The organism is Pseudomonas sp. HMSC057H01 (assembly GCF_001836405.1).
Classification (GTDB): Bacteria; Pseudomonadota; Gammaproteobacteria; order Pseudomonadales; family Pseudomonadaceae; genus Pseudomonas; species Pseudomonas aeruginosa.
Genome location: NZ_KV828437.1, coordinates 78331 through 104684, shown reverse-complemented (window position 1 = coordinate 104684; position 26354 = coordinate 78331). Strand labels below are relative to the sequence as shown.

General features: G+C 67.7%; 19 protein-coding genes. 9 read left to right on the top strand and 10 right to left on the bottom strand.

Annotation, left to right across the window (positions count from 1 at the left end):
* Together prpF and prpD are read left to right on the top strand one after the other, a co-directional pair.
* On the top strand, window positions 1-1181 hold a 1181-nt coding region (gene prpF, locus HMPREF2581_RS10865), incomplete at its 5' end, for a 2-methylaconitate cis-trans isomerase PrpF (protein ID WP_043084419.1).
* A gap of 134 nt (window positions 1182-1315) precedes the next feature.
* A complete protein-coding gene (gene prpD, locus HMPREF2581_RS10860; protein ID WP_003140919.1) occupies window positions 1316-2800 on the top strand; it encodes a 2-methylcitrate dehydratase in 1485 nt (494 codons plus the stop codon).
* Here the strand turns inward: prpD and HMPREF2581_RS10855 are convergent.
* Complete coding sequence (locus HMPREF2581_RS10855) at window positions 2778-3566, bottom strand: AraC family transcriptional regulator (RefSeq protein WP_003109751.1); 789 nt, start codon at window positions 3564-3566, stop codon at window positions 2778-2780. The two genes, prpD and HMPREF2581_RS10855, sit on opposite strands and share 23 nt — an antisense overlap.
* A gap of 106 nt (window positions 3567-3672) precedes the next feature.
* On the opposite strand from HMPREF2581_RS10855, the gene HMPREF2581_RS10850 reads away from it, so the two are divergent.
* Window positions 3673-4488 carry a sulfite exporter TauE/SafE family protein gene (locus tag HMPREF2581_RS10850; RefSeq protein WP_003085615.1) on the top strand — a complete coding sequence of 272 codons (816 nt, stop codon included), beginning with the start codon at window positions 3673-3675 and terminating at the stop codon, window positions 4486-4488.
* Window positions 4489-4613: 125 nt separating this feature from the next.
* On the opposite strand, the gene HMPREF2581_RS10845 is transcribed toward HMPREF2581_RS10850, so the two are convergent.
* The 3 genes from HMPREF2581_RS10845 to HMPREF2581_RS10835 all read right to left on the bottom strand — a co-directional run bounded on the left by HMPREF2581_RS10845 (window position 4614) and on the right by HMPREF2581_RS10835 (window position 7231).
* A complete protein-coding gene (locus HMPREF2581_RS10845) occupies window positions 4614-6029 on the bottom strand; it encodes an amino acid permease (protein ID WP_003140920.1) in 1416 nt (471 codons plus the stop codon).
* A 322-nt stretch (window positions 6030-6351) separates the two neighbouring features.
* A complete protein-coding gene (locus HMPREF2581_RS10840) occupies window positions 6352-7017 on the bottom strand; it encodes a class I SAM-dependent methyltransferase (RefSeq protein ID WP_003140921.1) in 666 nt (221 codons plus the stop codon).
* A gap of 4 nt (window positions 7018-7021) precedes the next feature.
* Window positions 7022-7231 carry a hypothetical protein gene (locus tag HMPREF2581_RS10835; RefSeq protein ID WP_009875978.1) on the bottom strand — a complete coding sequence of 70 codons (210 nt, stop codon included), beginning with the start codon at window positions 7229-7231 and terminating at the stop codon, window positions 7022-7024.
* 154 nt (window positions 7232-7385) lie between these two features.
* On the opposite strand from HMPREF2581_RS10835, the gene HMPREF2581_RS10830 reads away from it, so the two are divergent.
* Entirely contained in the window at window positions 7386-10511 is a 3126-nt protein-coding gene (locus HMPREF2581_RS10830) for a transglycosylase domain-containing protein (protein WP_003140922.1), read from the top strand.
* 4 nt (window positions 10512-10515) lie between these two features.
* On the opposite strand, the gene HMPREF2581_RS10825 is transcribed toward HMPREF2581_RS10830, so the two are convergent.
* From HMPREF2581_RS10825 to azoR1, 3 genes are read right to left on the bottom strand one after another with little or no spacing between them, the layout of a single operon-like run.
* Window positions 10516-11679 (bottom strand): AAA family ATPase, encoded by a 1164-nt coding sequence (locus HMPREF2581_RS10825; protein WP_003109755.1) that lies wholly within the window; start codon window positions 11677-11679, stop codon window positions 10516-10518.
* Window positions 11680-11734: 55 nt separating this feature from the next.
* A complete protein-coding gene (locus HMPREF2581_RS10820) occupies window positions 11735-12040 on the bottom strand; it encodes a DMT family transporter (protein WP_003109756.1) in 306 nt (101 codons plus the stop codon).
* Between the two features lie 9 nt (window positions 12041-12049).
* On the bottom strand, window positions 12050-12688 hold the full coding sequence (gene azoR1, locus HMPREF2581_RS10815; protein ID WP_003085596.1) for an FMN-dependent NADH-azoreductase AzoR1: 639 nt from the start codon (window positions 12686-12688) through the stop codon (window positions 12050-12052).
* Window positions 12689-12814: 126 nt separating this feature from the next.
* Between azoR1 and HMPREF2581_RS10810 the strand changes: the two genes are divergently transcribed.
* Window positions 12815-13744 (top strand): LysR substrate-binding domain-containing protein, encoded by a 930-nt coding sequence (locus HMPREF2581_RS10810; protein WP_003140923.1) that lies wholly within the window; start codon window positions 12815-12817, stop codon window positions 13742-13744.
* 144 nt (window positions 13745-13888) lie between these two features.
* On the opposite strand, the gene putP is transcribed toward HMPREF2581_RS10810, so the two are convergent.
* Both putP and putA read right to left on the bottom strand, forming a co-directional pair.
* Window positions 13889-15409 carry a sodium/proline symporter PutP gene (gene putP / locus HMPREF2581_RS10805; RefSeq protein WP_003085592.1) on the bottom strand — a complete coding sequence of 507 codons (1521 nt, stop codon included), beginning with the start codon at window positions 15407-15409 and terminating at the stop codon, window positions 13889-13891.
* Between the two features lie 311 nt (window positions 15410-15720).
* The gene (putA, locus tag HMPREF2581_RS10800) at window positions 15721-18903 is read right to left on the bottom strand and encodes a bifunctional proline dehydrogenase/L-glutamate gamma-semialdehyde dehydrogenase PutA (RefSeq protein WP_003140924.1); all 3183 of its coding nucleotides are present in this window, start codon (window positions 18901-18903) and stop codon (window positions 15721-15723) included.
* Window positions 18904-19366: 463 nt separating this feature from the next.
* On the opposite strand from putA, the gene HMPREF2581_RS10795 reads away from it, so the two are divergent.
* Window positions 19367-21430 carry a TonB-dependent receptor gene (locus HMPREF2581_RS10795; RefSeq protein WP_003140926.1) on the top strand — a complete coding sequence of 688 codons (2064 nt, stop codon included), beginning with the start codon at window positions 19367-19369 and terminating at the stop codon, window positions 21428-21430.
* A 121-nt stretch (window positions 21431-21551) separates the two neighbouring features.
* Here the strand turns inward: HMPREF2581_RS10795 and HMPREF2581_RS10790 are convergent, their stop codons facing one another.
* Window positions 21552-22304, bottom strand: a complete 753-nt coding sequence (locus HMPREF2581_RS10790) for an AraC family transcriptional regulator (protein ID WP_003085585.1) — start codon at window positions 22302-22304, stop codon at window positions 21552-21554.
* A gap of 190 nt (window positions 22305-22494) precedes the next feature.
* Here HMPREF2581_RS10790 and lon point away from each other — a divergent pair, with 190 nt between their 5' ends.
* The 3 genes from lon (at window position 22495) to HMPREF2581_RS10775 (ending at window position 26260) form a co-directional block, all read left to right on the top strand.
* Window positions 22495-24894 (top strand): endopeptidase La, encoded by a 2400-nt coding sequence (gene lon / locus HMPREF2581_RS10785; protein WP_003085583.1) that lies wholly within the window; start codon window positions 22495-22497, stop codon window positions 24892-24894.
* Between the two features lie 110 nt (window positions 24895-25004).
* Window positions 25005-25409 carry a protease inhibitor I42 family protein gene (locus HMPREF2581_RS10780; protein ID WP_003085581.1) on the top strand — a complete coding sequence of 135 codons (405 nt, stop codon included), beginning with the start codon at window positions 25005-25007 and terminating at the stop codon, window positions 25407-25409.
* Window positions 25410-25507: 98 nt separating this feature from the next.
* The gene (locus tag HMPREF2581_RS10775) at window positions 25508-26260 is read left to right on the top strand and encodes a substrate-binding periplasmic protein (RefSeq protein ID WP_003140929.1); all 753 of its coding nucleotides are present in this window, start codon (window positions 25508-25510) and stop codon (window positions 26258-26260) included.
* Window positions 26261-26354: the final 94 nt, after the last annotated feature.

The following is a 26354-nucleotide window of genomic DNA, read 5'->3' as shown; positions in this document are numbered from 1 at the left end:
CCCCCCCCCAGATCCGCATCCCCGCCACCTACCTACGCGGCGGCACCAGCAAGGGCGTGTTCTTCCGCCTGGAAGACCTGCCGGAATCCTGCCGGGTCCCCGGCGAGGCGCGCGACCGGCTGTTCATGCGGGTGATCGGCAGTCCCGACCCCTATGCCGCGCACATCGACGGGATGGGCGGCGCCACCTCCAGCACCAGCAAGTGCGTGATCCTCTCGAAGAGCAGCCAGCCGGGCCATGACGTCGACTACCTCTACGGCCAGGTCTCCATCGACAAGCCCTTCGTCGACTGGAGCGGCAACTGCGGCAACCTCTCCACCGGGGCCGGCGCCTTCGCCCTGCACGCCGGGCTGGTGGATCCGGCGCGGATACCGGAAAACGGCATCTGCGAGGTGCGCATCTGGCAGGCCAATATCGGCAAGACCATCATCGCCCACGTGCCGGTGAGCGGCGGCCAAGTCCAGGAAACCGGCGACTTCGAACTGGACGGAGTGACCTTCCCGGCGGCCGAGATCGTGCTGGAGTTCCTCGACCCGTCCGACGACGGCGAGGACGGCGGCGCCATGTTCCCCACCGGCAACCTGGTGGACGACCTGGAGGTGCCGGGGGTCGGCACCTTCAAGGCGACCATGATCAACGCCGGGATTCCCACGGTGTTCGTCAATGCCGAGGAGATCGGCTACCGCGGCACCGAGCTGCGCGAAGAGATCAACGGCGACCCGCAGCAACTGGCGCGCTTCGAACGGATCCGCGTCGCCGGCGCCCTGCGCATGGGCCTGATCAAGACCCCCGAGGAAGCCGCGACCCGCCAGCACACGCCGAAGATCGCCTTCGTCGCCCCGCCCCGCGACTACCGCACCGCCAGCGGCAAGCTGGTGGCGGCCGGCGATATCGACCTGCTGGTCCGCGCGCTGTCCATGGGCAAGCTGCACCACGCGATGATGGGTACCGCGGCGGTGGCCATCGGCACCGCCGCGGCCATTCCCGGCACCCTGGTGAACCTCGCCGCCGGCGGCGGCGAACGCAGCGCGGTACGCTTCGGCCATCCCTCCGGCACCCTGCGAGTGGGCGCCGAGGCCAGCCAGGCGAACGGCGAATGGACGGTGACCAAGGCGATCATGAGCCGCAGCGCGCGAATCCTCATGGAAGGCTGGGTGCGCGTACCCGGCGAGGCCTTCTGAACCGACCTATCCTTGCTCCGGCCTTCCGCCACCGCGAAAGGCCGGGGCGTCTTGCAGCCACGACAAGAAAAACCATCCCCGAACCAGCCTGACCCGAGAGGAAACCCACCACTTACGAACCACTGGAGTACGCGATGAGTGCCAACGTCGATCTCAACCAACGTCCCGACTACGACGCCGTCCTGCAGGACATCGCCGACTACGTGCTGGACTACCGCATCGATTCCGCGGAGGCCCTGGACACCGCCCGCAACTGCCTGATGGATACCCTCGGCTGCGGCCTGCTGGCGCTGCGCTTCCCGGAATGCACCAAGCACCTCGGCCCGCTGGTCGAGGGCACCCTGGTCCCGCACGGCGCGCGGGTGCCGGGCACCTCCTTCCGGCTCGACCCGGTCAAGGCCGCCTGGGACATCGGCTGCATCGTCCGCTGGCTGGACTACAACGACACCTGGCTGGCCGCCGAGTGGGGCCATCCCTCGGACAACCTCGGCGGCATCCTCGCCGTCGCCGACCACCTCTCGCAGAAACGCCTGGCCAACGGCGAAGCGCCGCTGAGCATGCGCCAGGTACTGGAAGCGATGATCATGGCCCACGAGATCCAGGGCGTGATCGCCCTGGAGAACTCGTTCAATCGCGTCGGCCTCGACCATGTGCTGCTGGTCAAGGTCGCGTCCACCGCCGTCTGCGCCAAGCTGATGGGGGCCGACCGCGAGCAACTGCTGGCCGCCCTCTCCCACGCCTTCGTCGACGGCCAGGCCCTGCGCACCTACCGTCACGCACCGAACGCCGGCTCGCGCAAGTCCTGGGCCGCTGGCGACGCGACGAGCCGCGGCGTACGCCTGGCGGACATCGCCTTGCGCGGCGAGATGGGCATCCCCGGCGTGCTCAGCGCGCCGCAGTGGGGTTTCTACGATGTCCTGTTCAGCCACACCAGCAAGGACCTGGCGACCAAGCCCGAGGACAAGCGGCGCTTCAGCTTCCCCCAGGGCTACGGCAGCTACGTGATGGAAAACGTGCTGTTCAAGATCAGCTTCCCCGCCGAATTCCACGCGCAGACCGCCGCCGAGGCCGCCGTGCGCCTGCATCCGCTGGTGAAGGACCGCCTGCAACGGATCAGCCGCATCGTCATCACCACCCACGAGTCGGCGATCCGCATCATTTCCAAGGTCGGCCCGCTGGCCAACCCCGCCGACCGCGACCATTGCCTGCAGTACATGACCGCCGTGCCGCTGATCTTCGGCGACCTGGTGGCCGAGCACTACGAGGACGCCTTCCACGCCGCCCACCCGCTGATCGACCGCTTGCGCGAGAAAATGGAGATCGTCGAGGAGCCGCGCTACAGCCGTGAATACCTGGAGGCGGACAAGCGCTCCATCGCCAACGCCCTGGAAGTGTTCTTCGACGACGGCAGCAGCACCGGCCAGGTCGCCGTGGAGTACCCGCTCGGCCATCGCCGCCGGCGCGCCGAAAGCATTCCGCTGCTGCAGGAGAAGTTCAAGGCCAACCTGGCCACGCGCTTCCCGCCGCAGCGCTGCCAAAGGATCTTCGACCTGTGCAGCCACCAGGCGTCACTGGAAGCCACGCCGGTGAACCGCTTCATGGACCTCCTGGCGATCTGAGCGCGCCCGCCTGGAAGGCGCTGGGCGGCTGGCCGAGGACCCGGCGGAACATGGTCGAGAAGGCTGCCGGGCTCTGGTAGCCGCAGTCCAGGGCGATGGCGGTGACCGTTTCGCCGCCGGCCAGCCGCGCCAGTGCCTGCACCACGCAGGCGCGTTGCTTCCAGGCCCCGAAGCTGAGGCCGGTGTAGCGACGGAAGGTGCGGTTGAAACTGCGCAGGCTGGTATGCAGCAGCCCGGCCCAGCGCTCGGCGCTGGCGCGGATGTCGGGCTCGACGAGGAACGCCTCGCAAAGCGCCAGCCAGCGCGGCTCGGGCGGCAAGGGCACGTGCAGCGGCAGCGTCTCGGCCGCCGCCAGCTCATGGAGCAACAGCGTCGCCAGCGCGCCGTCGCGACCTTCGGTGTCGTATTCCAGGGGCATGTCCACCGCCGCCAGCAACAGTTGCCGCAGCAACGGCGACACCGCCAGCACCTGGCAGTACGCCGGCATCGCCGTGGCGCTGCCGGGCTCGATGTACAGGCTGCGGGTGCTCACCCCGAGCATTCGCACCTCATGCTCGACGCCCGGCGGAATCCACACCGCGCGCTGTGGCGGCACCACCCAGCCGGCGTCGCCGGTACGCACCTGCATCACTCCGCTGGCACCGTACAGCAATTGCGCGCGACGGTGCCGATGGCGCGGCAGCAGGTAGCCGTCGGGATAGTCGGTACCCATGGCCACCACGGCCCGGGGCGTGGCGTCGTACTGCTCGATGGAAGCGTTGCGCATGGTCGAAGCACCTGGCCGAAACACGAATAGTATTGGCCAACCTCGCGAAGCGGGCCAACCCCGGGACACCTAAGCTGGCCTTCCGCTCTCGTTCCGGAAACCCGCCATGTTCTATCTCCTGCTCTTTCTCTGCGGCTGCCTCACCGGGGTCAGCGCCGTGTTGTTCGGCTTTGGCGGCGGCTTCGTGGTGGTGCCGCTGCTCTATCACCTGCTGCAACTCGGTCGCGCCGCCGACGACCCGCTGGCCCAGGCGGCCATGCAGGTCGCGGTGGCCACCTCGACCTGCGTGATGATCGTCAACGCCGCCCTCGCCACCTATCGCCACCGGCGCGCCGGCAGCCTGCTGCGCGCCTATGTCTGGCCGCTGGGCGCGTACATCGGTGTCGGCGCGGTGCTCGGCGCGGCGCTGGTCGGCCTGGCCAGCGGCGACTTCATCCGCCTGGCCTTCGTCGCCTACCTCGCCATCACCATCCTCGACTGCCTGTTGCGCCGCGGCTTCCTCAGCCGCGCCGAGGAGCGCCAGGCGCGGCCGCTGGGTGTCGGCGAGACGCGCCTGGGCGGAACGCTGATCGGTGCGATCGCCACCTTCCTCGGCGTCGGAGGCAGCGTGATGACCGTACCGCTGCTGCGCCGCTGCGGGCTGAGCATGACCCAGGCGACCTCCATGGCCAACCCGCTGAGCCTGCCGGTGGCTCTTGGCGGCACCCTTACCTATCTGGTCCTGGCCGGCTACCAGGAGCAAGGCCTGGGCCGAGGCTTCGTCGGCTACATCGACCTGCTGGCCTTCGCCACTCTGGCCGGCGGCGGCTGGCTCGGCATCCGCCTGGCGACCCCGCTGATCGGGCGGATTCCCGATGCGCTGCATGCGCGGGTGTACGTCGGCCTGCTGGCGGCGGTGATGCTGAGCATGCTGGCGGGCTGATGCCCCAGCCTGGGTAGGGCGAATAACGCCAACGGCGTTATCCGCCGGATGCACCGGACCGGATATCGGCGCAACGAAAAAAGGGCCTCGTCCGAGGCCCCTTTTCTTTTCCGGCGCTACACCGCTCAGGACGCCGCGCGGCTTACCGAGCCGGTGCCGGCAGGCTCCTTCGGCGCCAGGTTGAAGGCGTAGTACAGGACGGTCAGCAGCAGGATGAACGGCGGGCCGATGTAGAGGGCGATGCGGGTGTCCTCGAAGAAGGCCATCAGCACCACCACCATCACCAGGAACGCCAGCGCCAGGTAGGAACTGAGCGGGTACAGCCACATGCGGTATTGCAGCTTGTCGCACTCGGCCGGGCTGAGCGTCTTGCGGAAGCGCAACTGGGCCAGCAGGATCATCGCCCAGGTCCAGATCGCGCCGAAGGTGGCGATGGAGGTCACCCAGACGAACACCTTCTCCGGCACCAGGTAGTTCAGCAACACGCCCAGCAGCAGCGCCAGGATCGACAGGATCAGCGCCCGGCGCGGTACGCCGCTGCGCGAGGCCTTGCCGAAGAAGGCCGGGGCCTGGCGATGCTGGGCCAGGCTGTAGAGCATGCGCCCGGTGCTGAAGATGCCGCCGTTGCAGGACGACAGCGCGGCGGTGATCACCACGAAGTTGATGATCCCGGCGGCGGTCTTGATGCCCATGCGCTCGAAGGTCATCACGAAGGGGCTGCCCTGGGTGCCGATCTCGTTCCACGGATAGAGCGACATGATCACGAACAGCGAGCCGACATAGAACAGCAGGATGCGCCAGAACACCGAGTTGATCGCGCTGGGAATGGTCTTGGTCGGGTTACGCGCTTCGCCGGCGGTGAGGCCGATCATTTCCACCCCGAGGTAGGCGAACATCACCATCTGCAGCGACATCAGCACGCCCTGGATGCCATTGGGCATGAAGCCGCCGTGGGCCCAGAGGTTGGAGATACCGGTGGCGATGCCGTCGTTGCCGAAGCCGAAGGCGATCATGCCGATGCCGACCACCACCATCGCCAGGATGGTGACGATCTTGATCAGGGCGAACCAGAACTCGAACTCGCCGAAGGCACGCACCGCGATGAGGTTGATCGTGCCCATGCTCGCCAGGGCCGCCAGGGCCCAGATCCAGCGCGGCACGTCGGGGAACCAGATGCCCATGTAGACGGCGACGGCGGTGATCTCGGCGACACAGGTCACCAGCCAGAGGAACCAGTAGTTCCAGCCGGTGATGAAGCCCGCCAGCGGGCCCAGGTAATCCTTGGCGTACTGGCTGAAGGAACCGGCCACCGGATTGTGTACCGCCATCTCGCCGAGGGCGCGCATGATCACCAGGATCGCCAGGCCGCCAAGGATGTAGGAGATCATGATGGCCGGGCCGGCCATCTGGATGGCCTTCGCCGAGCCCAGGAACAGGCCGACGCCGATACAGGCGCCGAGCGCCATCAGGCGGATGTGTCGCTCACCGAGCTCGCGCTTCAGGGAGCCGTCTTGAACCTTCTGTTCGCCGACAGACGACATGGGAACAACCTCATTTTGTTATTGAGATAGATCAGTTGCGGACTCGCTCGTACGGTCGGGGTAGGGAAGCGGATTTCACCAACGGCGCGGCCCCTGCGCGATACCGCACAGCGGGCGACGACGGGGCGTCATAGGTTCCAGGACTGCACACCGGAAGAGGCTGTCCGCTCTCGTGGAGCGAACGTGGGCATTGCGGGAGTCGACTACAACTGAGGTCGGGCCGGAGTTTTACACAAGATTTCGAGGCCGTCATGCCCCGCGACAGGGCAACTGGACCAAAGGCGTAAGCGCTCTGCAACGCCCATTGCGGGGCTGAAAGGTTTCATTCGGCGAGTCCCGCCCGCAGCAACAGGGACAGCGGCCTGCCGAGCCGGGGATGGACGGTTTCGCTCAGGCCCCGCAGGCGCCAGCCGCTGCCGTCGAGCAGCGCCAGCCAGGACTCCAGGGTGCGGAAATACCAGGGCATGCTGTCGCGGAAGCCTTCGCCGAAACCGTCGAAGCGCTCCTCGCGCCAGCCGTCGCGGTAGTCCTCGTCGCCGGCGGCCCAGGGATGCAGGGTCTGGATCAGCAACTCGCCGCCGCTTTCCAGCAGAGCCGGCCAGGCCGCCAGGCAACCGGCAAGGTCTTCGTCGAGCAGGGAGAAATTGCACACCAGGGCGTCGAAACGACCGAGCCCCGAGGCCGCATCCAGCTCGCGGTAGGCCAGGCGCCGGAAGCTACCGCCGCCCGCCGCGCGGGCGAGTTCGATCAGTTCCGGCGAGGCGTCGATGCCGACGCATTCGCCGACCTCGCCGGCCAGCGCCCGGCACAGCCAGCCCTCGCCGCAGCCGATATCCAGCAGGCGCCGCGGCGCGCGCTGGCGCAGCGCCTGGAGAATCGCGTCGTCGGTGGCCAGGCGGCGGCTTTCCAGGCGTCCCTCGCGCACGGCGCGGGCCCAGGCCTCGGCATTGCCGCGCCAGCTGCGCTCGAGCCGTCGGCTGCGCTCCATGGGGTCAGCGCAGGGGTTCGCGGCAGCGGAGGTCGCGGTAGGGGCCGTCGAGCCTGACCCAGCCGTCTCCCGGCGAGGTCTGCATGCAGGCGACCTGGCCGTCGAGCTTGCTCTGCCATTTGTAGAAGGGCGCCGGCGCGGCCTGCGCCGCGAGGCCGGAGAAACCCGCCAGGACGACACCGACGAGAAGGGGGAAAAGTGTGCGCATCGACATTCCGGACCCGAAACACAAGGAACTCAGACAGACACTCTAACCCCTGCGCCACGCCGCTCCAATCCTCGGTCGTCCGATTGCCGCCGGGGAGATTTTCCTTGCACGAATGACAGCAGGGTTGCAGCGGGACAACTAGACTTCCCCCCAGGTGCGGATGAATTGCGCAGCTACAGGCGGTGCGAGCATGGGTGCATCAGAACGATCCACGAACGACCCTTCCGAGCTGCAACCCTGCAGTCTCCCTGCCTCCGCTTCTCCTCGAAAAAGCCGTCTCCGCCAACGCCTGATGCTGATCGGCTTCGCCTTGCCGATCCTCGCCGCGGTGGGCATCGTGGTACTTCACGAAGCGCACACCTCGCGGCTGCAGGCACGCGAGCTGGCACGCTACGCCGCGACCCTGGACTACGAGGTGCGCCAGGGTCCCAGCGAGGCCATCCTGTTCCCGGCGGACGGCCCCTTCGACCGCCGCCTCGGCTACCAGTTGCTGCCTTCGTTCATGCAGCGCCTGTACGACCGCGACTACGCCATCACCCGCCAGGCGCACTTCTCCCCGGCGCTGATGCGCTACGCCGAACACCGGCTGTTCCCGCCCTACGCGGAAAAGGCCCAGGCCGGGCTGGACATCGCCGATTGCCGCGGCGTGCCGATCTACGACTTCCGCTATCCGCAACGGCGCTACGCGAACTTCGCCAGCCTGCCGCCGCTGGCGGTGCAGAGCCTGCTGTTCATCGAGAACCGCGACCTGCTCGATCACGAACGCCCCTACCTCAACCCGGCGGTGGACTGGGGTCGCTTCACCCAGGCGGCGCTGTCGCAGGTCGGCAAGATGCTCGGCTTCAGCGCGCACTCCTCCGGCGGCAGCACCCTGGCGACCCAGATCGAGAAATACCGCCACTCTGCCGAAGGGCGCACCGGCAGCATCGGCGACAAGCTGCGGCAGATGCTCTCGGCCAGCGTACGCAGCTATCGCGAAGGCCCGGCCAACTTCGCCGCGCGCCAGGACATCGTGCTCACCTACCTCAACTCGGTGCCGCTATCGGCGGCGCCGGGCTACGGCGAGGTCACCGGCCTGGCCGATGGCCTGTGGGTCTGGTACGGCGCCGACTACCGGCAGGTCGGCGAGGCCCTCGACGGCAAGGCCGGACTCGCCGCCCAGGGCCTGGCCCTGCGCCAGGTGCTGGCGCTGATGATCGCCCACCGCCGGCCTTCCTTCTATCTGGCGCCGCGCGGCCGCGACGAGCTGGACCGGATGACCGACAGCCACCTGCGGGTCCTGACCCAGGCCGGCGTCATCGAGGCGCCGTTACGCGATGCGGCGCTGGCGCAGAAGCTGGCGTTCCGCGACCCACGCAGCCAGCCGACGGTGCAACCGCTGCCGACCAACAAGGGCGTGACCCTGGCTCGCACCCGCCTGGCCGGGATGCTCGGCGTGCCACTGTACGACCTCGACCGTCTCGACCTGCGGGCCAATACCACCCTCCAGCACGAGTTGCAGGAAAGCGTCACCGCCTACTTGCAGAAACTCGCCGACCCGGACTACGCCGCCCAACTCGGGCTGATCGGCGAACGCCTGCTGACCCCGACCTCGACCCGCTCGGTACGCTACAGCTTCACCCTGTTCGAACGTACGCCGAGCGGCAACCAGGTGCGGGTGCAGACCGACAACACCGACCAGCCCTTCGACATCAACGAAGGCAGCAAGCTGGAGCTGGGCTCCACCGCCAAGCTACGGGTGCTGGCCAGCTACCTGGAGACCGTCGCGCAGATCCACCGCGACTATGGCGGCATGAGCGTCGCCGAGCTGCGCAAGGTGGAAGTGGAGCCGCTCGATTTCATCCTCCGCTGGGGCATCGACCACCTGGTGGCCAGCCGCGACCGCGATCTTTCCGCGATGCTCCAGGCGGCCATGGAACGGCGCTATTCGGCCAGCCCCTACGAGAGCTTCTTCACCGGCGGCGGGCTGCACACCTTCAACAACTTCCGCAAGGAAGACAACGGCCGCCGGCCGATGCTGCTGGAAGCCCTGCGCGAATCGATCAACCTGCCCTTCGTGCGCCTGCTGCGCGACCTGATCCGCCACGACATCTACCAGAACGCCGGGAGCAAGGTGCAATTGCTGGCCGACGACAAGGACCCGCGCCGCGCCGACTACCTCGACCGTTTCGTCGACAAGGAAAGCCAGGTCTACCTGCGCCGCTTCTGGGTCAAGTACCGCGACAAGGACGCCAACCAGCGCCTGGAGACCTTCCTCGACGGCCTGCGTCCCTGGCCGGTGCGGCTGGCTGCGATCCATCGCTACCTGCAGCCACAGGCCGACCTGGCGAGCTTCAGCGCCTTCCTCCGCGAACGCCTGCCCCGCGGCAGCCTGACCGACAAGCGCGCCGCCGAGCTGTACGAGCGCTACGGCCCGGGCAAGTTCAACCTCAACGACCAGGGCTACGTCGCCCGCGTGCACCCGCTGGAGCTATGGCTGCTCGGCTATCTGCAGAAGCAGCCGCAGGCGACCTTCGGCGAGGCGGTGGCGGCCAGCGGCGCCGAGCGCAAGGAAGTCTACGGCTGGCTGTTCAAGTCGCGGCACAAGAACGCCCGCGACAAGCGCATCCGCATCCTGCTGGAGGTGGAGGCCTTCCTCGACCTGCACCAGCAATGGAAGAAACTCGGCTATCCCTTCGATCACCTGGTGCCGTCCTACGCCACCGCCCTGGGCAGCTCCGGCGACCGCCCGGCGGCGCTGGCCGAACTGATGGGGATCATCGTCAACGATGGCGTGCGCATGCCGACCCTGCGCCTGGAGCACCTCGACTTCGCCCTGGGTACGCCCTACGAGACGCGCTTCGCCCCGGAAGCCACCCTCGGCCAGAGAGTGATGACCTCGGAGGTCGCCGCCACCCTGCGCAACGCGCTGTCCCAGGTGGTCGACGCCGGCACCGCGCGGCGCCTGCAAGGCACCTTCAGCCGTCCGGACGGCGCGCCGCTGGTGATGGGCGGCAAGACCGGCACCGGCGACAACCGCCTGCAGACCTTCAGCGCCGGCGGCCACGTGCGCAGTTCGAAGGCACTGAACCGCACCGCCACTTTCGTCTTCTACATCGGCCCGCGGCACTTCGGTACCCTCACCGCCTACGTCGACGGCAGCGAGTCGAGCCAGTTCAAGTTCACCTCGGCCCTGCCGGTGCAGGTACTCAAGGGCATGGCACCGCTCCTCAGGGACTACCTCGACCCACGCACCGCCACCCGCTGCCAGGTACCGTTGTCGCCGCAACAGATCGGCCGCCTGTAGCGGTTCAGCGCACCGGCCAGTACCAGGCCGGCCGGTCCAGCTCGCGCAGCCCCTGGATGCGGGTCTCGCCGAAGTCCTTCTCCAGCCCCAGCGAATGGCATTCCGGGTGTTCTTCGAGCGTCGCGACAAGCCGCGCGGCGTGCGACACCACCAGCACCTGGGAGTGCTGCGCGGCCTGGCCGACCAGGCGCCCGAGGGCCGGCAGCAGGTCGGGATGCAGGCTGGTTTCCGGTTCGTTGAGCACCAGCAGCGCCGGCGGCCGCGGCGACAACAGGGCGGCGATCCACAGCAGGTAGCGCAGGGTGCCGTCCGACAGCTCCGCGGTGCGCAGCGGCCGCAGCAGGCCGGGCTGCTCGATCAGCACTTCGAAGCGCCCTCCCGGGTTGTCGATGTGCAGGCGGCTGCCGGGAAAGGCATCGTCCACCGCCTCGTCCAGCGCCGCCGCATCGCCGATCTCGCGGATGGTCTGCAGGGCCGCGGCCAGGTCGGCGCCGTCGGCGCCCAGCACCGGCGTATGGGTGCCGATCTGCGGGCGCCGCGCCGGTGCCTCGGCGTCGCTGCGGAAATGGTCGTAGAAGCGCCAGGAGCGGATCCGCTCGCGCAGGCCGAGCAGTTCCGGCACCTGTCGCGGGTCCACCGCCGCGCCCAGCATGCTGTCGAAGGTGGCGAGGTGCTGCGCCGCCACTTCCCAGCGACCGCCGCCGCCGCGTGCGCGCAACAACGGCCCGCGACGGTCGACCAGGACATTGGCCGGGCGCAGGAACGGGCCGGCCCAGATGCATTCGCGCTTGATCACCGGGTCGAGACCGAACTTGCTCTGGCTTGGCTCCGGCAGGCCGAGGTCGATGCAATAACCGAAATCCTCCCCGGCGAAGCCCAGGCGCAGATTCACCGACTGCCGGCGCACGCTGCCTTCGATCGGCTGGGCGCCACTGCGCATGGCCCGGCTGATGTCCTCCGGTCCCGCCCACAGGGTCGATGGCAGGCCGCCCTCGCGCGCCAGCGACGGGATCACTTCGCCGCGCGCGCTGTCCGCCAGCAGGCGCAAGGCCCGGTAGACGTTGGACTTGCCGGCGCCGTTGGCGCCGGTGATCAGGTTCAGGCGCCGCAGCGGCATCACCAGGTCGCGCAGGGTGCGGTAGTTGGACACCGCCAGGGTGGTCAGCATGGCTGCTCTCGAAGGAACGGAAACGCGGCCGATTGTAGGCCAAGTGCCGCATCGCTTACTTGAGCCCGGCCACCCCGGCGACGATCAACCCGACAGAAATCAGCTTCACCGCCGTCAGGCTCTCGCCAAGCAGCAGGACGCCGAGGAACACCGTGCCCAGCGAACCGATCGCGGTCCAGATCGGATAGGCGACGCTGACCGGCAACTCGCGCAGCGCCAGGGTCAGGAAATAGATCCCGCCGATCGCCGCGACCACCGTCAGCAGCGATGGCCAGAGCTTGCCGAAGCCGTTGGAGAACTTCATGCCCATGGCGAAGGCGACCTCGAAGGCCGCCGCCACCAGCAGATGGAACCAGGCCATGGCGGCTCCTCAGGCCGACTGCGCCAGCGCCAGCAGGCGCTGTTCCGCCTCGGCGCAGGAGTCCTCGAAGGACCTGCCGCCGGATTCCTCGCCTTCCGCCGCGACCACCGTGACCTCGTCGATGCCGATGAAACCCAGCGCGGTGCGCAACCAGGGATCGGCGTGGTTCATCGCCTGGTTCTCGCCGCCCGGGCCGAAGCCATGGCCACCGCGACTGGTGACGATCAGCGCACGCTTGCCGCGCAGCAGCGGCCGGTACTGGGCGACGCCATTGTCGAGGACGAAATCGAAGGTCACCCCGAGGCGCACGATCTGGTCGATCCAGGCCTTCAGGCCGCTGGGCACGCTGAAGTTGTACATCGGCGTGGAGATCACCAGCAGGTCGCTGTCGAACAATTCGCCGACCAGTTGGTCGCTCAGCGCCAGGTCGGCCTGCATCGCCAGCGAACGCTGTTCCGGCTGGGGATGGAAGGCGGCGGCGACGAAGGCCTCGGTGACCGCCGGAAGCGGTACCCGGCCGACTTCGCGGCGAGCCACGCGGGCCTGCGGATGTGCTTCGCGATAGGCCGCCAGGAAAACCTCGGCGAGACGCCGGGACTGCGAGCGCTCGCCTCGCGGACTGGCATGCACTGCAAGAATTCTACTCATCTGTATCTCCTTGGATTCGGCTAGACTCGAATGACCTCAAGGCCCTTCGCCTGGAGCCAGAAATTATTGGCAGCGGGGGTTCCCGACAAATGAGCAATAGTTGTTCAGGGTGAATTCAGTTCACCCATGGAGATTCCAATGTTCGCTTCCCTGCCGCTGACCGCGTTGCGCACCTTCGAATCGGCGGCCCGCCAGTCGAGCTTCAAGGCCGCCGCCGAGGAGCTTGCGGTAACGCCAACCGCGGTTTCCCACCAGATCCGTTCGCTGGAAGCCTGGCTCGGCGTTCCGCTGTTCCAGCGCCTGCCACGGAAAGTGCGCCTGACCGACTGCGGCGAACGGCTGTTCCGCAGCCTGCACGGGGCCCTACTGGAAATTTCGCAGAGCGTCGACACCCTGCGTCCGCAGCGCAGCGTCGGCAACCTGACGGTCTCCACCACCCCGGCCTTCGCCGCCCTCTGGCTGGTGCCGCGTCTCGGCCGCTTCTACACCGCACACCCACAGATCAACCTGCGCCTGGACACCAACTGCGAAGTCCTCGACCTGCACCAGGACGCCAGCATCGACCTGGTGATCCGCTACAGCCTCGACGACTACCCGAACTTCTACGGTCTCTGCCTGTTCGACGAATGCTTCGCGGTCTACGGCTCGCCGGCCCAGGTCGCCCTGGCCGGAGAACGGCAGCCGACCCTGATCAGCGTGCGCTGGCACAACTCCAGGCTCTACGCCCACGGCTGGGAGGCCTGGTGCGCTCAGGCCGGCGAAAACTGGATGGAGGGCCAGCCGGTGATCCGCCAGTACGACGAGGAGCACTATGCCCTGCAGGCGGCCATCGCCGGCCAGGGACTGGTGCTGGCCAGTTCGATCCTGGTTTCGGAAAGCGTCGCCAGCGGCCTGCTGCAACCCTACAGAGCGGATATCAGTGTCGACGGCGCCGGCTACAGCGCGCTATGCGTGCCCGGACGGGAACGTCATCCGCCGGTGAAGGCATTCTTCGAATGGCTGAGGCTGGAGGCACGACAGTCGGGGCACGCTTGCCGGCTGGAGCGGGACGCCTGAGCGGCGCGGCGGGACAGGAACAACGCGGCTGCCGTTATCCGTCCTGCGCGGCCAGGCGCAGCAGCCGCCGGAAAAAACGACGGCCCGCACCTTGCGGGGCGGGCCGTCTCCATGCGCGGGCGCTTCACGCGCCCACAGGCTCGATCAGCGCTGGGTTACCGGAGCGGCGGAACCCTGGTGCGCCTCGCGGTACTCCTGCTCCGCATCGTCGAAGCGCTTGAGCATGCTCGTCGAAGGCGCCTTGCCGAGCAGGCTGAAGACGACGATGGCGACGCTGGCGAAGAGGAAGCCGGGGATGATCTCGTACAGGCCGGTCCAGCCCAACAGGTTCTTCCACAGGATCACTGTCGCTGCGCCGACGATCATGCCGGCCAGCGCACCGTTGCGGGTCATCCGCTTCCACAGCAGGGAGAACAGCACCAGCGGGCCGAAAGCGGCGCCGAAGCCGGCCCAGGCATAGGACACCAGGCCGAGCACGCGGTTTTCCGGGTTGGCGGCCAGCCAGATGGCGATCACCGCCACCAGCAGCACCATGGCGCGACCGACCCAGACCAGTTCCAGCTGGCTGGCGCCCTTGCGCAGGAAGGCCTTGTAGAAGTCCTCGGTGAGCGCCGAGGAGCAGACCAGCAGCTGGCAGCTCAGGGTGCTCATGACCGCGGCGAGGATGGCGGACAGCAGCACGCCGGCGACCCACGGGTTGAACAGGATCTTGGCCAGCTCGATGAACACCCGCTCGGGGTTGTCGCTGACCGCGCCGGCCTGCTCCGGATGCGCCTGGAAGTAGGCGATGCCGAAGAAGCCCACGGCCACGGCGCCGCCGAGGCAGAGGATCATCCAGGTCATGGAGATGCGGCGCGCGGCCGGGATCGATTTCACCGAATCGGCGGCCATGAAGCGCGCCAGGATGTGCGGCTGGCCGAAGTAGCCCAGGCCCCAGGCCATCAGCGAGATCACGCCGATGAAGGAGGCGCCCTTGAGCATGTCGAAGCTGGTCGCGTCCTTCAGCTCGATGGCGGTGAAGGTCGGCTCGACGCCGCCGGTGGCGAGCATCACGATCACCGGGGTGAGGATCAGCGCGAAGATCATCAGCGAGGCCTGCACGGTGTCGGTCCAGCTCACCGCGAGGAAGCCGCCGATGAAGGTGTAGGCGATGGTCGCCGCGGCGCCGGCCCACAGCGCAGTCTCGTAGGAGAGGCCGAAGGTGCTCTCGAACAGGCGCGCACCGGCGACGATGCCGGAAGCGCAGTAGATGGTGAAGAACACCAGGATCACCAGGGCCGAGAAGATCCGCAGCAGGCGGCTGTTGTCCTCGAAGCGGTTGGTGAAGTAATCGGGCAGGGTCAGCGCGTTGCCGTTGTGCTCGGTCTGCACCCGCAGGCGGCCGGCGACGAACAGCCAGTTGAGGTAGGCGCCGACGATCAGGCCGATGGCGATCCAGCTTTCGGACAGGCCGGACAGGTACACCGCGCCGGGCAGGCCCATCAGCAGCCAGCCGCTCATGTCGGAGGCGCCGGCGGACAGCGCCGTGACGAAGCTGCCGAGGCTGCGGCCGCCGAGGATGTAGTCGGAGAAGTTGTTGGTGGAGCGATATGCCGCCAGGCCGATCAGGACCATGGCCGCGATGTAGATCACGAAGGTGATCAGCGTGGGCGTATTGACACTCATAGGGACTCCCCTATTGCTTGTTTTTATCCGGGCCCTTGCGTGTGCAAGCAACGGGTAGCGGGCCCTTGGTTGGCAGAATGGCGCTTGTGGCGTCACTCCGTGAGCGCTTGCCGGAGCAAGCCGGAAACGTGGGTGGCCTCAAACGAGTCCGAACAGGCCCACGCCTCACGATCCCTCCCCTGTCGGGCAGGGAAAATCGTCCTTTATGGTCCGTTCCGGGCACGCACCGGAACGGCGGTCATTTCCCTCGGCGTTCGCTGCGGCGAACCCCGGAAACCGACCCGGGCGCCAAGGCGCCCGGGAACGGAGTATCACTCGGCGTCGGCCAGCGACAGCAGCGACGCGTTGCCGCCCACCGCGGTGGTGTTCACCGACGTGGTGCGCTCGCTGACGAAACGCAGCAGGTAGTTCGGCCCGCCGGCCTTGGGACCGGTGCCGGACAGCCCGTGGCCGCCGAACGGTTGCACGCCCACCACCGCGCCGATCTGGTTGCGGTTGATGTAGAGGTTGCCGACCCGCGCCAGCTCTTCGATGCGACGGGCGGTTTCCTCGTTGCGGCTATGGACCCCCATGGTCAGGCCGAAACCGGTGGCGTTGATCGCCTGCACGACCTTTTCCAGGTCCTGCGCGGCATAACGCACCACGTGCAGCACCGGGCCGAAGTTCTCTTTCTTCAGCTCGTCGATGCCGCTGATCTCGAACGCGACGGGAGCGACGAAGTGACCGTTCAGGTTGCCCGGCACCTTGGTCTCGGCGATCAGCTTGCCGGCGGCCTTCAGCGCGGCGATGTGCTGCTCCAGGCCGGCCTTGGCCTCGGCGTCGATCACCGGGCCGACGTCGCTGACGCGCACGTCGGTCGGGCCGACCTTCAGCTCGGCCATGGCGCCCTTGAGCAACTCGATCACCCGCTCGGCGATGTCCTGCTGCACGTACATCACGCGCAGCGCGGAGCAGCGCTGGCCGGCGCTGGTGAACGCGGATTGTACCGCATCCTTGATCACCTGTTCCGGCAAAGCGGTGGAATCGACGATCATCGCGTTCTGCCCGCCGGTCTCGGCGATCAGGGTGGCGATGGCGCCGGGCTTCTCGGCCAGTTGGCGGTTGATGATGCGGGCGGTGTCGGTGGAGCCGGTGAAGGCCACCCCGGCGACCCGCGCGTCACGGCAGAACACGCCGCCGAGGGTGGCGCCGTCGCCCGGCAGCAGGGCGATAACGTCCCTCGGCAGGCCGGCTTCGAACATCAGTTCGACGGTGCGCGCGGCGATCAGGCTGGTCTGCTCGGCCGGCTTGGCCAGCACGGTGTTGCCGGCCACCAGCGCGGCGCTGATCTGGCCGAGGAAGATCGCCAGCGGGAAGTTCCACGGGCTGACGCAGGCGAAGATGCCGCGGCCTTCGTAGAACAGCTCGTTGCGCTCGCCGGTCGGGCCGCGCAGTTCCTCGCGGACCAGGCGCTGGCGGGCCTGCTGGGCGTAGTAGCGGCAGAAGTCGACCGCCTCGCGGATCTCGTCGATACCGTCCTGCAACGACTTGCCGGCTTCCAGGGTGCACAGCGCCATCAGCTCGCCGCGCTGGGCTTCCAGCAGGTCGGCGAGACGTTCGAGGATGCCGGCGCGCTCGTCCACCGGGGTGGCGCTCCAGCGCGGCCAGGCCGCCTGCAACACGTCGAGGGCCTTGCCGGCCTGCTCGGCGGACGCGTACTGGACGCTGCCGACCAGCCTCTCCAGGTCGTACGGGCAACGCACTTCGTGGGCCGGGCCGGAAAGTTTCTCGCCGTTGACGATCGGCGCGGCTTGCCACTGGCGGGTCAGGTGCGGCTTGTAGGCGAGCTCCAGCTCGTTCCACTGGTTCTGGATGTTCATGTTGATGCCCTGGGAGTTTTTCCGCCCGGCGCCGAAGATCGCCTGGGGCAGAGGGATACGGTCGTTGGCCAGCGTCTTGAACTGGCGCAGTTGGGTAACCGGGTGCTGGATCAGCGTCTCCACCGGCACGCGCGGGTCCACCAGCTTGTGCACGAAGGAAGAGTTGGCGCCGTTCTCCAGCAGGCGGCGGACCAGGTACGGCAGCAGGTCCTTGTGCGCGCCGACCGGGGCGTAGATGCGCACGTTGCGGCGGTACTTCTCGATCACCGTGTCGTACAGCGCGTCGCCCATGCCGTGCAGGCGCTGGAACTCGAAGTCGCGCTCCTCGCCGCCGGCGGCCCTGGCTTCGTCGGCCAGGGCGAGGATGGCGGTCACGGTGTGGGCGTTGTGGCTGGCGAACTGCGGGTAGATCACCCCGCGGGTGTGCTCGCTGAGCAGGTAGCGGGCGCAGGCCAGGTAGGAAGTGTCGGTGCCTTCCTTGCGGGTGTAGACGGGGTAGCCATCGGCGCCCTGCACCTGGCACTGCTTGATCTCGCTGTCCCAGTAGGCACCCTTCACCAGGCGCAGCGGGATGCGTGCGCCAAGCTCGCGGCCGAGCAGGGTCAGCCATACCAGCACCGGCAGGCAGCGCTTGGAGTAGGCCTGGATGACCAGGCCGAACTCGCCCCAGCCGGCGATGGCCGGGTCGCGCATCAGCTTCTCGTAGAGTTCGAGGGACAGCTCCAGGCGATCGGCTTCCTCGGCGTCGATGGTGATGCCGACGTTCAGCTTGCGCGCGCGCACCGCCAGTTCCAGGACGTTGGCGAACAGCTCGCTGAGCACCCGCTCGCGCTGCGCCACTTCGTAGCGCGGATGCAGCGCCGAGAGCTTGATCGAGATCGACGGCCGCGGCCCCGGACCGACCTGCGGCTCGGCGCCGACAGTGTCGATGGCCTGGCGGTAGTCGGCCATGTATTTCTCGGCGTCGGCGGCGGTCAGCGCGGCCTCGCCGAGCATGTCGAAGGAATAGGTGTAGCCCTGCTCGCGGCATGGACGACCGTTCTTCAGCGCTTCGGAGATGGTCCGGCCAAGCACGAACTGCTTGCCCATCAGCTTCATCGCCTGATTCATCGCGGCGCGGATCACCGGTTCGCCAGAGCGCTGCACCAGCCGGCTGATGACGCTCGGGGCGCGGCCGTCGGTGCGTTCGTCGATGTTCACCACCTTGCCGGTCATCACCAGGCCCCAGGCGGCGAAATTGACCAGAACGTTGTCGCTCTGGCCGAGATGGCGCTGCCAGTCGGCGGCGGACAGCTTGTCGCGGATCAGCGCGTCGGCGGTCGCCGCGTCAGGCACACGCAACAGCGCCTCGGCCAGACACATCAGCATCAGGCCTTCCTGGGTGTCCAGGCTGTATTGGCGCAGGAGTGCGTCGAGGGTATCGACGGCGTTGTCCCGGCTGCGCACGGTTTCGATCAGTGCGCGGGCGTTGCGGCGGATAGCCTCGATGCCGTCGGGACCGGGGTCGGCGAGCTGCAGCAGTTCGCCCAGGTAGGCTTCCTCGTCGACCGCGTAGTTGGCGCTGATGACAGGGAAGAATTCGGCTGCGGACCGGGTCTGGTCCTCGCCCTGCAAGACGTGACTGGCTTTGAACATCACGCCCTCCTCTTGTGGAGCCATTGTTATTGAAAGAAGTCCGGCCAGGCGTCCATTGCCCGGGGCACCGCCGCCGACGGGTTGTGCCGGCGGCGCGGCACGTCCTGTGGCGCGGGAATACGGATCAGTATGGGTCAGGCCCATTCCGCCGGCGCGAGGCACCAGCGGATAGCGGAATGTAGTGGCTGCGAGAGGGGCGATTCTTGCGAAAGACTCTGGAGTTTTTGCGGAAAACTCCTGGCCGCGGAACTTTCCCGTTCCTCTTCGCCGGCAGGCATGCGGACATTGCCGCTGCTCGTCGGCACGACGCCATGCAGAGCGGCTACGCGGGTCTATCGACACAAAAAGAAATAATATAACATCCCAATAAATACGCCGATCCGACCCCGTCGCCCCTCCTCCGGGAAGGGCCTGGGTTCGCTTTGGCCTGAAAAAAGTCCGACCCATGACCATGGAGCCCGCAATGTCCTCTTCCGGCCTTTTCCCTTCCCGTCCGCTCTGGCCTCTCACGCCACTGGCGCTGGCCTGCCTGATCGTTTCGGGGGAAACGCTCGGCGCCGACGGCCGCCCCAGCGAATTGCCCTCCCAGGTGATCACCGCCAACCCGCTGGGCAACGAATCTCCCGCCACGCCCAGCAGCGTGCTCGAAGGCGACGAGCTGACCCTGCGTCAGAAAGGCAGCCTCGGCGAAACCCTCAACGGCCTGCCCGGGGTGTCCTCCACCTACTTCGGACCGGGCGCCAGCCGACCGGTGATCCGCGGCATGGACGGCGACCGCATCCGCCTGCTGCGCAACGGCGTCGGCGCGCTCGACGCCTCGTCGCTGTCCTACGACCACGCGGTGCCGGAAGACCCCAACAGCGTCGAGCGCCTGGAAGTGGTACGCGGCCCGGCCGCCCTGCTCTACGGCGGCAATGCCATCGGCGGGGTGGTGAACAGCTTCGACAACCGCATTCCCAGCGAACCCGTCGACGGCATCCACGGCAGCGGCGAACTGCGCTACGGCGGCGCCGACACCACCCGTAGCCGCTCCGGCGCACTGGAGGCCGGCGACGGCAACTTCGCCCTGCACGTGGACGCCGCCAGCCGCGAGTTCAACGACGTCAGGATTCCCGGCTACGCCCATTCCAGCCGCCAGCGGCAGATCGACGGCGACACCGGCAAGCATCGGGTGCAGAACAGCGACGGCCGCCAGGACGGCGGCGCCGTCGGTGGCTCCTATCACTGGGAGCACGGTTACGCCGGCCTCTCCTACAGCGGCTACGACAGCAACTATGGCTCGCCGGCCGAGGACGACGTGCGCCTGAAGATGCAGCAGGACCGCTACGCCTTCGCCTCCGAGATCCGCGACCTCGAAGGCCCGTTCACCTCGCTGAAGCTGGACGCCGCCTATACCAAGTACGAGCACAAGGAAATCGAGGACGGCGAGACCGGCACCACCTTCAAGAACGAAGGCTACGAAGGCCGCATCGAGGCCCGCCACCGCCCGCTCGGCCCGCTGAACGGGGTGGTCGGCGCGCAGTTCGCCAACAGCCGCTTCTCCGCCCTCGGCGAGGAAGCCTTCGTGCCGCACACGGAAACCGACAGCGCCGCGCTGTTCGCCCTGGAGGAATGGAAGCTCAGCGACCGCCTCGACCTCAGCTTCGGCGCCCGCCTGGAGCACACCCGCGTGGACCCCGACGCCAAGGGCAACGAGCGCTTCGCCGAGAACGACGGTTCGCAGAGCTTCACCACCGGCAGCCTGTCCACCGGCGCGGTGTACAAGCTGACGCCGATCTGGTCGCTGGCCGCCACCCTCAGCTACACCGAGCGCGCACCGACCTTCTACGAGCTGTACGCCAACGGTCCGCACGCCGCCACCGGCACCTACGAGGTAGGCGATGCCGACGCGGACAAGGAAAAGGCGGTCTCCACCGACCTCGCCCTGCGCTTCGACAACGGCGTGCACAGGGGCAGCGTCGGGGTGTTCTACAGCCGCTTCTCCAACTACATCGGCCTGCTCGCCAGCGGTCGCCATCGCAACGAGGAAGGCGAAGTGGTCGCCGCCAGCGACGACGAGGCGCTGCCGGAATACCTCTACAGCGGCGTTCGCGCGGACTTCTACGGCGTCGAGGCGCAGGACCGCATCCACCTGCTGGAAAGCCCGTACGGCAACTTCGACCTGGAACTCTCCGGGGACTACACCCGCGCCAAGAACAAGGACACCGGCGAACCGCTGCCACGCATCGCCCCGCTACGCCTGAACACCGCGCTGATCTGGGAGTTGCAGCAGTGGCAGGCGCGGGTCGACGTCGAACACGCCGCCTCGCAGCACCGCGTGCCGGAGGAAGAACTCTCCACCGACGGCTACACCACCCTCGGCGCCAGCCTCGGCTACAACTTCGACCTCGGCGAGAGCCGCTGGCTGGCCTTCGTCAAGGGCACCAACCTGACCAACCAGACCGTGCGCTACGCCAGTTCGATCCTGCGCGACCGGGTGCCGGCGGCGGGACGCGGCATCGAGGCGGGGGTGAAGGTGGCGTTCTGAGACAGGCCGTGCGGGACGAATTCGCTCGGCGGATGACGTCCGCGCCGTTATCCGTATATGGACTCCTGCCGGTAGGGCGAATAACCGCCTGCGGTTATCCGCCGAAGGTGGCGGACGGCGCTCAGCCCTTGCGCAGCGACTTCGGCGTCAGCCCCAGGTAGCGGCGCATCGCCGTGGTCAGCGCGCTCTGGCTGGAGAAGCCGCATTCCTCGGCGATCCGCACCAGAGGCAAGCGGCTTTCCCGCAGCAACCGCGCGGCGCAGTCGAGGCGGACCTTGAGCAGGTACTGGTGCGGGGTCAGGCCGACGCTGTCCTTGAACTGCGCGTGGAAATGGCTCGGGCTGAGACAGGCGACCTGGGCCAGTTCGGCGACCGTGATGCGCCGCGCCAGGTTCCGCACGATATGCGCGTCCAGGCGCTCCAGGTCGAGCGGCCCGCTGGCCGCCAGGGGCTGCTGCTCGCCGAACAGGCGCAGGTGCAGGGCGCGGATCAGCACTCCGCCGAGGGCACGGGTCAGCAGCGGGTCGCTGCCGTAGCGGGCCAGTTCGGCGCCGGCGTAGCTGAGCAGGTTCTGGAAGTCGGCGTCCAGGGTCGGGTAGCGCGGCGCCTCGAACAGGCGCGCGAGCAGGTCGGGGTCTTCCGGGGTCGGGTTGTCCTCGCCCAGGTCGATGATCAGCATGCGGTTGTCGCCCACCCCGGCGAACACGTGGCCCGCCTCGCCCGGCACCAGGCAAGCGCGCATCCGGCAGACTTCCCCGCCACAGCCGTTGACCTCGAATTCGGCGCGCCCGGCCAGCGACATCACCAGTTGGTGATGCTCGTGGGCGTGGGTGTGCGACTGGTCGGGCAGACGGATGAGGCGGGTGTCGAACATGAACGGCAACTGCTCAATTTTTGCGCACTCTACTCGACTTGCCCGACGCTGCCCAGCACCTTGCCGCAAGTGGTACCCGCGTACCGCGTACTGCGTGGAAACCTTCGGCAACATCCTTGAACGGACAGGGATTGAAACCCGCCCCCGGGGCCCCATCTAGACTCTCATGTTTCAGTCAGTCAGGTGCCTCATGAGCGACCAGGACGTTAATCCCGAACACATCAGCGACGCGCAGCCCGCCGGCACCGGCCTGGTGCTGCCCGGCCAGACCCTGCCGACCACCCTCTACGTGATCCCGATCCACAACCGCCCCTTCTTCCCGGCGCAGGTGCTGCCGGTGATCGTCAACGAAGAACCCTGGGCGGAAACCCTCGAACTGGTGGCCAAGACCGACCACCATTCGCTGGCCCTGTTCTTCATGGACAATCCTCCGGAAGACCCGCGCCACTTCGACGTCAACAGCCTGCCCGAGCACGGCACGCTGGTCCGGGTGCACCATGCCTCGCGCGAGGGCGGCAAGCTGCAGTTCGTCGCCCAGGGCCTGTCGCGGGTGCGTATCCGGGGCTGGATCAAGCGCCATCGTCCGCCGTTCATGGTGGAGGTGGACTATCCGAAGACCCCGATCGATCCCAGTGACGAAGTGAAGGCCTACGGCATGGCTCTGATCAATGCGATCAAGGAGCTGCTGCCGCTCAACCCGCTGTACAGCGAGGAACTGAAGAACTACCTGAACCGCTTCAGTCCCAACGACCCGTCGCCGCTCACCGACTTCGCCGCGGCCCTGACCACCGCGCCCGGCGGCGAACTGCAGGAAGTGCTGGACACCGTGCCGATCCTCAAGCGGATGGAGAAGGTCTTGCCGCTGCTGCGCAAGGAGGTGGAAGTCGCGCGCCTGCAGAAGGAGCTGTCCGCCGAGGTCAACCGCAAGATCGGCGAACACCAGCGCGAATTCTTCCTCAAGGAACAGTTGAAGATCATCCAGCAGGAGCTGGGCATCACCAAGGACGACAAGAGCGCCGACGCCGACGAATTCCGCGCCCGCCTGGAAGGCAAGGTGCTGCCCGAGCAGGCGCGCAAGCGTATCGACGAAGAGCTGAACAAGCTGTCGATCCTCGAGAGCGGCTCGCCCGAGTACGCAGTCACCCGCAACTACCTGGACTGGGCCACAGCCCTGCCCTGGGGCGTGTACGGCAAGGACAAGCTCGACCTCAAGCATGCGCGCAAGGTCCTCGACAAGCATCACGCGGGCCTCGACGACATCAAGGATCGCATCCTCGAATTCCTCGCCGTGGGTAGTTTCAAGGGCGAGATCGCCGGTTCCATCGTGCTCCTGGTCGGCCCGCCGGGGGTGGGCAAGACCAGCATCGGCAAATCCATCGCCGAGAGCCTCGGCCGGCCGTTCTACCGCTTCAGCGTCGGCGGCATGCGCGACGAGGCGGAGATCAAGGGCCACCGCCGCACCTACATCGGCGCCCTGCCCGGCAAGCTGGTGCAGGCGTTGAAGGAAGTCGAGGTGATGAACCCGGTGATCATGCTCGACGAAATCGACAAGCTCGGCGCCAGCTACCAGGGCGACCCGGCCTCGGCGCTGCTGGAAACCCTCGACCCGGAGCAGAACGTCGAATTCCTCGACCACTACCTGGACCTGCGCCTGGACCTGTCCAAGGTGCTGTTCGTCTGCACCGCCAACACCCTCGACTCGATCCCCGGACCGCTCCTCGACCGGATGGAAGTGATCCGCCTGTCCGGCTACATCTCCGAGGAAAAACTGGCCATCGCCAAGCGTCACCTGTGGCCCAAGCAGTTGGAAAAGGCCGGCGTGCCCAAGGGCCGCCTGAGCATCAGCGATGCCGCGCTGCGTGCGGTGATCGAGGGCTATGCGCGGGAAGCCGGGGTGCGCCAGTTGGAGAAACAGCTCGGCAAGCTGGTGCGCAAGTCGGTGGTCAAGCTGCTGGAGGATCCCGAGTCGAAGGTGAAGATCGGTCCCAGGGACCTCGAGGACTACCTCGGCATGCCGGTGTTCCGCAGCGAGCAGGTGCTTTCCGGGATCGGTGTGATCACCGGGCTGGCCTGGACCAGCATGGGCGGCGCCACCCTGCCGATCGAGGCGACCCGCATCCACACGCTGAACCGTGGCTTCAAGCTCACCGGCCAGCTCGGCGACGTGATGAAGGAATCCGCCGAGATCGCCTATAGCTACATCGGCTCGCACCTGAAGAAGTATGGCGGCGACCCGACCTTCTTCGACCAGGCCTTCGTCCACCTGCACGTGCCGGAAGGCGCCACGCCCAAGGATGGCCCCAGCGCCGGCGTCACCATGGCCAGCGCCCTGCTCTCCCTGGCGCGCAACCAGGTGCCGAAGAAAGGCGTGGCGATGACCGGCGAACTGACCCTGACCGGCCAGGTCCTGCCCATCGGCGGGGTCCGCGAGAAGGTGATCGCCGCGCGCCGGCAGAAGATCTTCGAGCTGATCCTGCCGGAAGCCAACCGCGGCCACTTCGAAGAGTTGCCCGACTATCTCAAGGAAGGGCTGACCGTGCATTTCGCCAAGCGCTACGGCGACGTGGCCAAGGTGCTGTTCCCGGCCTGAGCCGGCGGCGGATGGCCGACCGGTTCGGCCATCCGCCGTGCCAACCTTGGCGCTCGGGCGCCGGCAGGGTTTATGCTGGCGCCCTTTCCATTCGAGCCGAGGAGCGCTGCATGTCCTTTTCCCCCTCCCGTCTGCTGCTGCCATTGTCCATCGTGGTCCTGGCCGGCTGCGCCGGGCAACAGAAGCCGGTGGTCACCCTGGACGACGCCGACGACTGTTCGCCGCTGAAGCTGACGCAAGGCCAGGAACTGGTGCTGACCCTGCCGAGCAATCCCACCACCGGCTTCCGCTGGGAACTGCGCAACCCCGCCGCCAGTGTGCTCAAGCGCCTTGGCCCGGAGGTCTACAGCAATTCCGAAGAAGACAGCGGCCTGGTTGGCAGCGGCGGCGAATCGACCTGGCGCTTCCGCGTCGCCGCCAGCGGCGACGACCGCCTGGAACTGGTCTACCGGCGGCCCTGGGAAAAGGACGCGGAACCGGCGGAAAGCTTTTCCTGCGCGATCCAGGTGCGCTGAAACCGCTGCCCGCGGCGGACACATTCTGTACGAAGACCGACGTCCTGCGCCGTGGCGACCTGGCCTATCCTGACAGGCCCCGTCGCCCCGAGGACTCCATGCTCCGCGCCTCCTTCGTCCTGCTCGCCCTGTCCTGCGCCGCTCCTCTGCCCTCGCTGGCCGAACCGTTGCGCTTCGCAGGCGACGACGGCTGCCCCTACCTGTGCCCTGGCACGCCGCAGCGGCCCGGCTACCTGGTCGAGGCGCTCAGCCAGGTCCTTCGGGAGCCACCGCACTTCGACAGCCTGCCCTGGCCGCGCGCCGTGCAGATGGTCCGCGACGGCCATCGCGACGGCCTGGTCGGCGCCTATGGACTCGACGGCCTGCGGGTCGGCAGCGAGCCCATCGGCTGGGTCGGGCTGGCCTTCTACACCCGCCACGACAGCGACTGGCGCTACTCCGGCGATGCATCCCTGCTCGGCCAGCGCCTGGGCCTCGCCCAGGGCTACGTGAACAATCCGCGCTTCGAAGCCTGGCGCAGCCAGGCCGGCGACGACGACCTGCACCTGCAGGTCCTCGGCGGCGAGCGCGTGCTGCCGCGCAACCTGCAGAAACTGCTGCTCGGCCGCATCGACGTGCTATTGGAAGACCGCGACATCATCGAGCACTACCTGGAGCATCATCCGCAGCTCGCCGGACAGGTCCGCCGCGCTGGCGAACTGCCCGGGCGGCAGCCGCTGCACGTCGGCCTCAGTCCGCACCTGCCGGAGGTCGACGCGCGTCTCGCGGAACTCGACGAAGGGCTGCGCCAACTGCGTCGCGAAGGCACCCTGAAGGTCCTCGGCGAGCGCTATAGGCTTTCTTTCGAATGACTTTCCGGGCCGCCGGAAATCCGCCGCCAGACCAGAAACCACGCTGCTTTCAGCCGATTGAATAAATTCCGGCAGGCCTTTTTGGCGTCGTCTA

What these genes read in the sequence shown, in the direction of transcription:
- HMPREF2581_RS10820 (WP_003109756.1), bottom strand. Translation starts at nt 12,040, where the DNA reads ATGGCCTGGTTCCATCTGCTGGTGGCGGCGGCCTTCGAGGTCGCCTTC.
- HMPREF2581_RS10855 (WP_003109751.1), bottom strand. Translation starts at nt 3,566, where the DNA reads ATGCGCAACGCTTCCATCGAGCAGTACGACGCCACGCCCCGGGCCGTG.
- HMPREF2581_RS10810 (WP_003140923.1), top strand. Translation starts at nt 12,815, where the DNA reads ATGGAGATTCCAATGTTCGCTTCCCTGCCGCTGACCGCGTTGCGCACC.
- HMPREF2581_RS10830 (WP_003140922.1), top strand. Translation starts at nt 7,386, where the DNA reads ATGAATTGCGCAGCTACAGGCGGTGCGAGCATGGGTGCATCAGAACGA.
- HMPREF2581_RS10825 (WP_003109755.1), bottom strand. Translation starts at nt 11,679, where the DNA reads ATGCTGACCACCCTGGCGGTGTCCAACTACCGCACCCTGCGCGACCTG.
- HMPREF2581_RS10840 (WP_003140921.1), bottom strand. Translation starts at nt 7,017, where the DNA reads ATGGAGCGCAGCCGACGGCTCGAGCGCAGCTGGCGCGGCAATGCCGAG.
- HMPREF2581_RS10790 (WP_003085585.1), bottom strand. Translation starts at nt 22,304, where the DNA reads ATGTTCGACACCCGCCTCATCCGTCTGCCCGACCAGTCGCACACCCAC.
- HMPREF2581_RS10780 (WP_003085581.1), top strand. Translation starts at nt 25,005, where the DNA reads ATGTCCTTTTCCCCCTCCCGTCTGCTGCTGCCATTGTCCATCGTGGTC.
- putA (WP_003140924.1), bottom strand. Translation starts at nt 18,903, where the DNA reads ATGTTCAAAGCCAGTCACGTCTTGCAGGGCGAGGACCAGACCCGGTCC.
- lon (WP_003085583.1), top strand. Translation starts at nt 22,495, where the DNA reads ATGAGCGACCAGGACGTTAATCCCGAACACATCAGCGACGCGCAGCCC.
- HMPREF2581_RS10835 (WP_009875978.1), bottom strand. Translation starts at nt 7,231, where the DNA reads ATGTCGATGCGCACACTTTTCCCCCTTCTCGTCGGTGTCGTCCTGGCG.
- putP (WP_003085592.1), bottom strand. Translation starts at nt 15,409, where the DNA reads ATGAGTGTCAATACGCCCACGCTGATCACCTTCGTGATCTACATCGCG.
- HMPREF2581_RS10845 (WP_003140920.1), bottom strand. Translation starts at nt 6,029, where the DNA reads ATGTCGTCTGTCGGCGAACAGAAGGTTCAAGACGGCTCCCTGAAGCGC.
- HMPREF2581_RS10850 (WP_003085615.1), top strand. Translation starts at nt 3,673, where the DNA reads ATGTTCTATCTCCTGCTCTTTCTCTGCGGCTGCCTCACCGGGGTCAGC.
- azoR1 (WP_003085596.1), bottom strand. Translation starts at nt 12,688, where the DNA reads ATGAGTAGAATTCTTGCAGTGCATGCCAGTCCGCGAGGCGAGCGCTCG.
- prpD (WP_003140919.1), top strand. Translation starts at nt 1,316, where the DNA reads ATGAGTGCCAACGTCGATCTCAACCAACGTCCCGACTACGACGCCGTC.
- HMPREF2581_RS10795 (WP_003140926.1), top strand. Translation starts at nt 19,367, where the DNA reads ATGTCCTCTTCCGGCCTTTTCCCTTCCCGTCCGCTCTGGCCTCTCACG.
- HMPREF2581_RS10775 (WP_003140929.1), top strand. Translation starts at nt 25,508, where the DNA reads ATGCTCCGCGCCTCCTTCGTCCTGCTCGCCCTGTCCTGCGCCGCTCCT.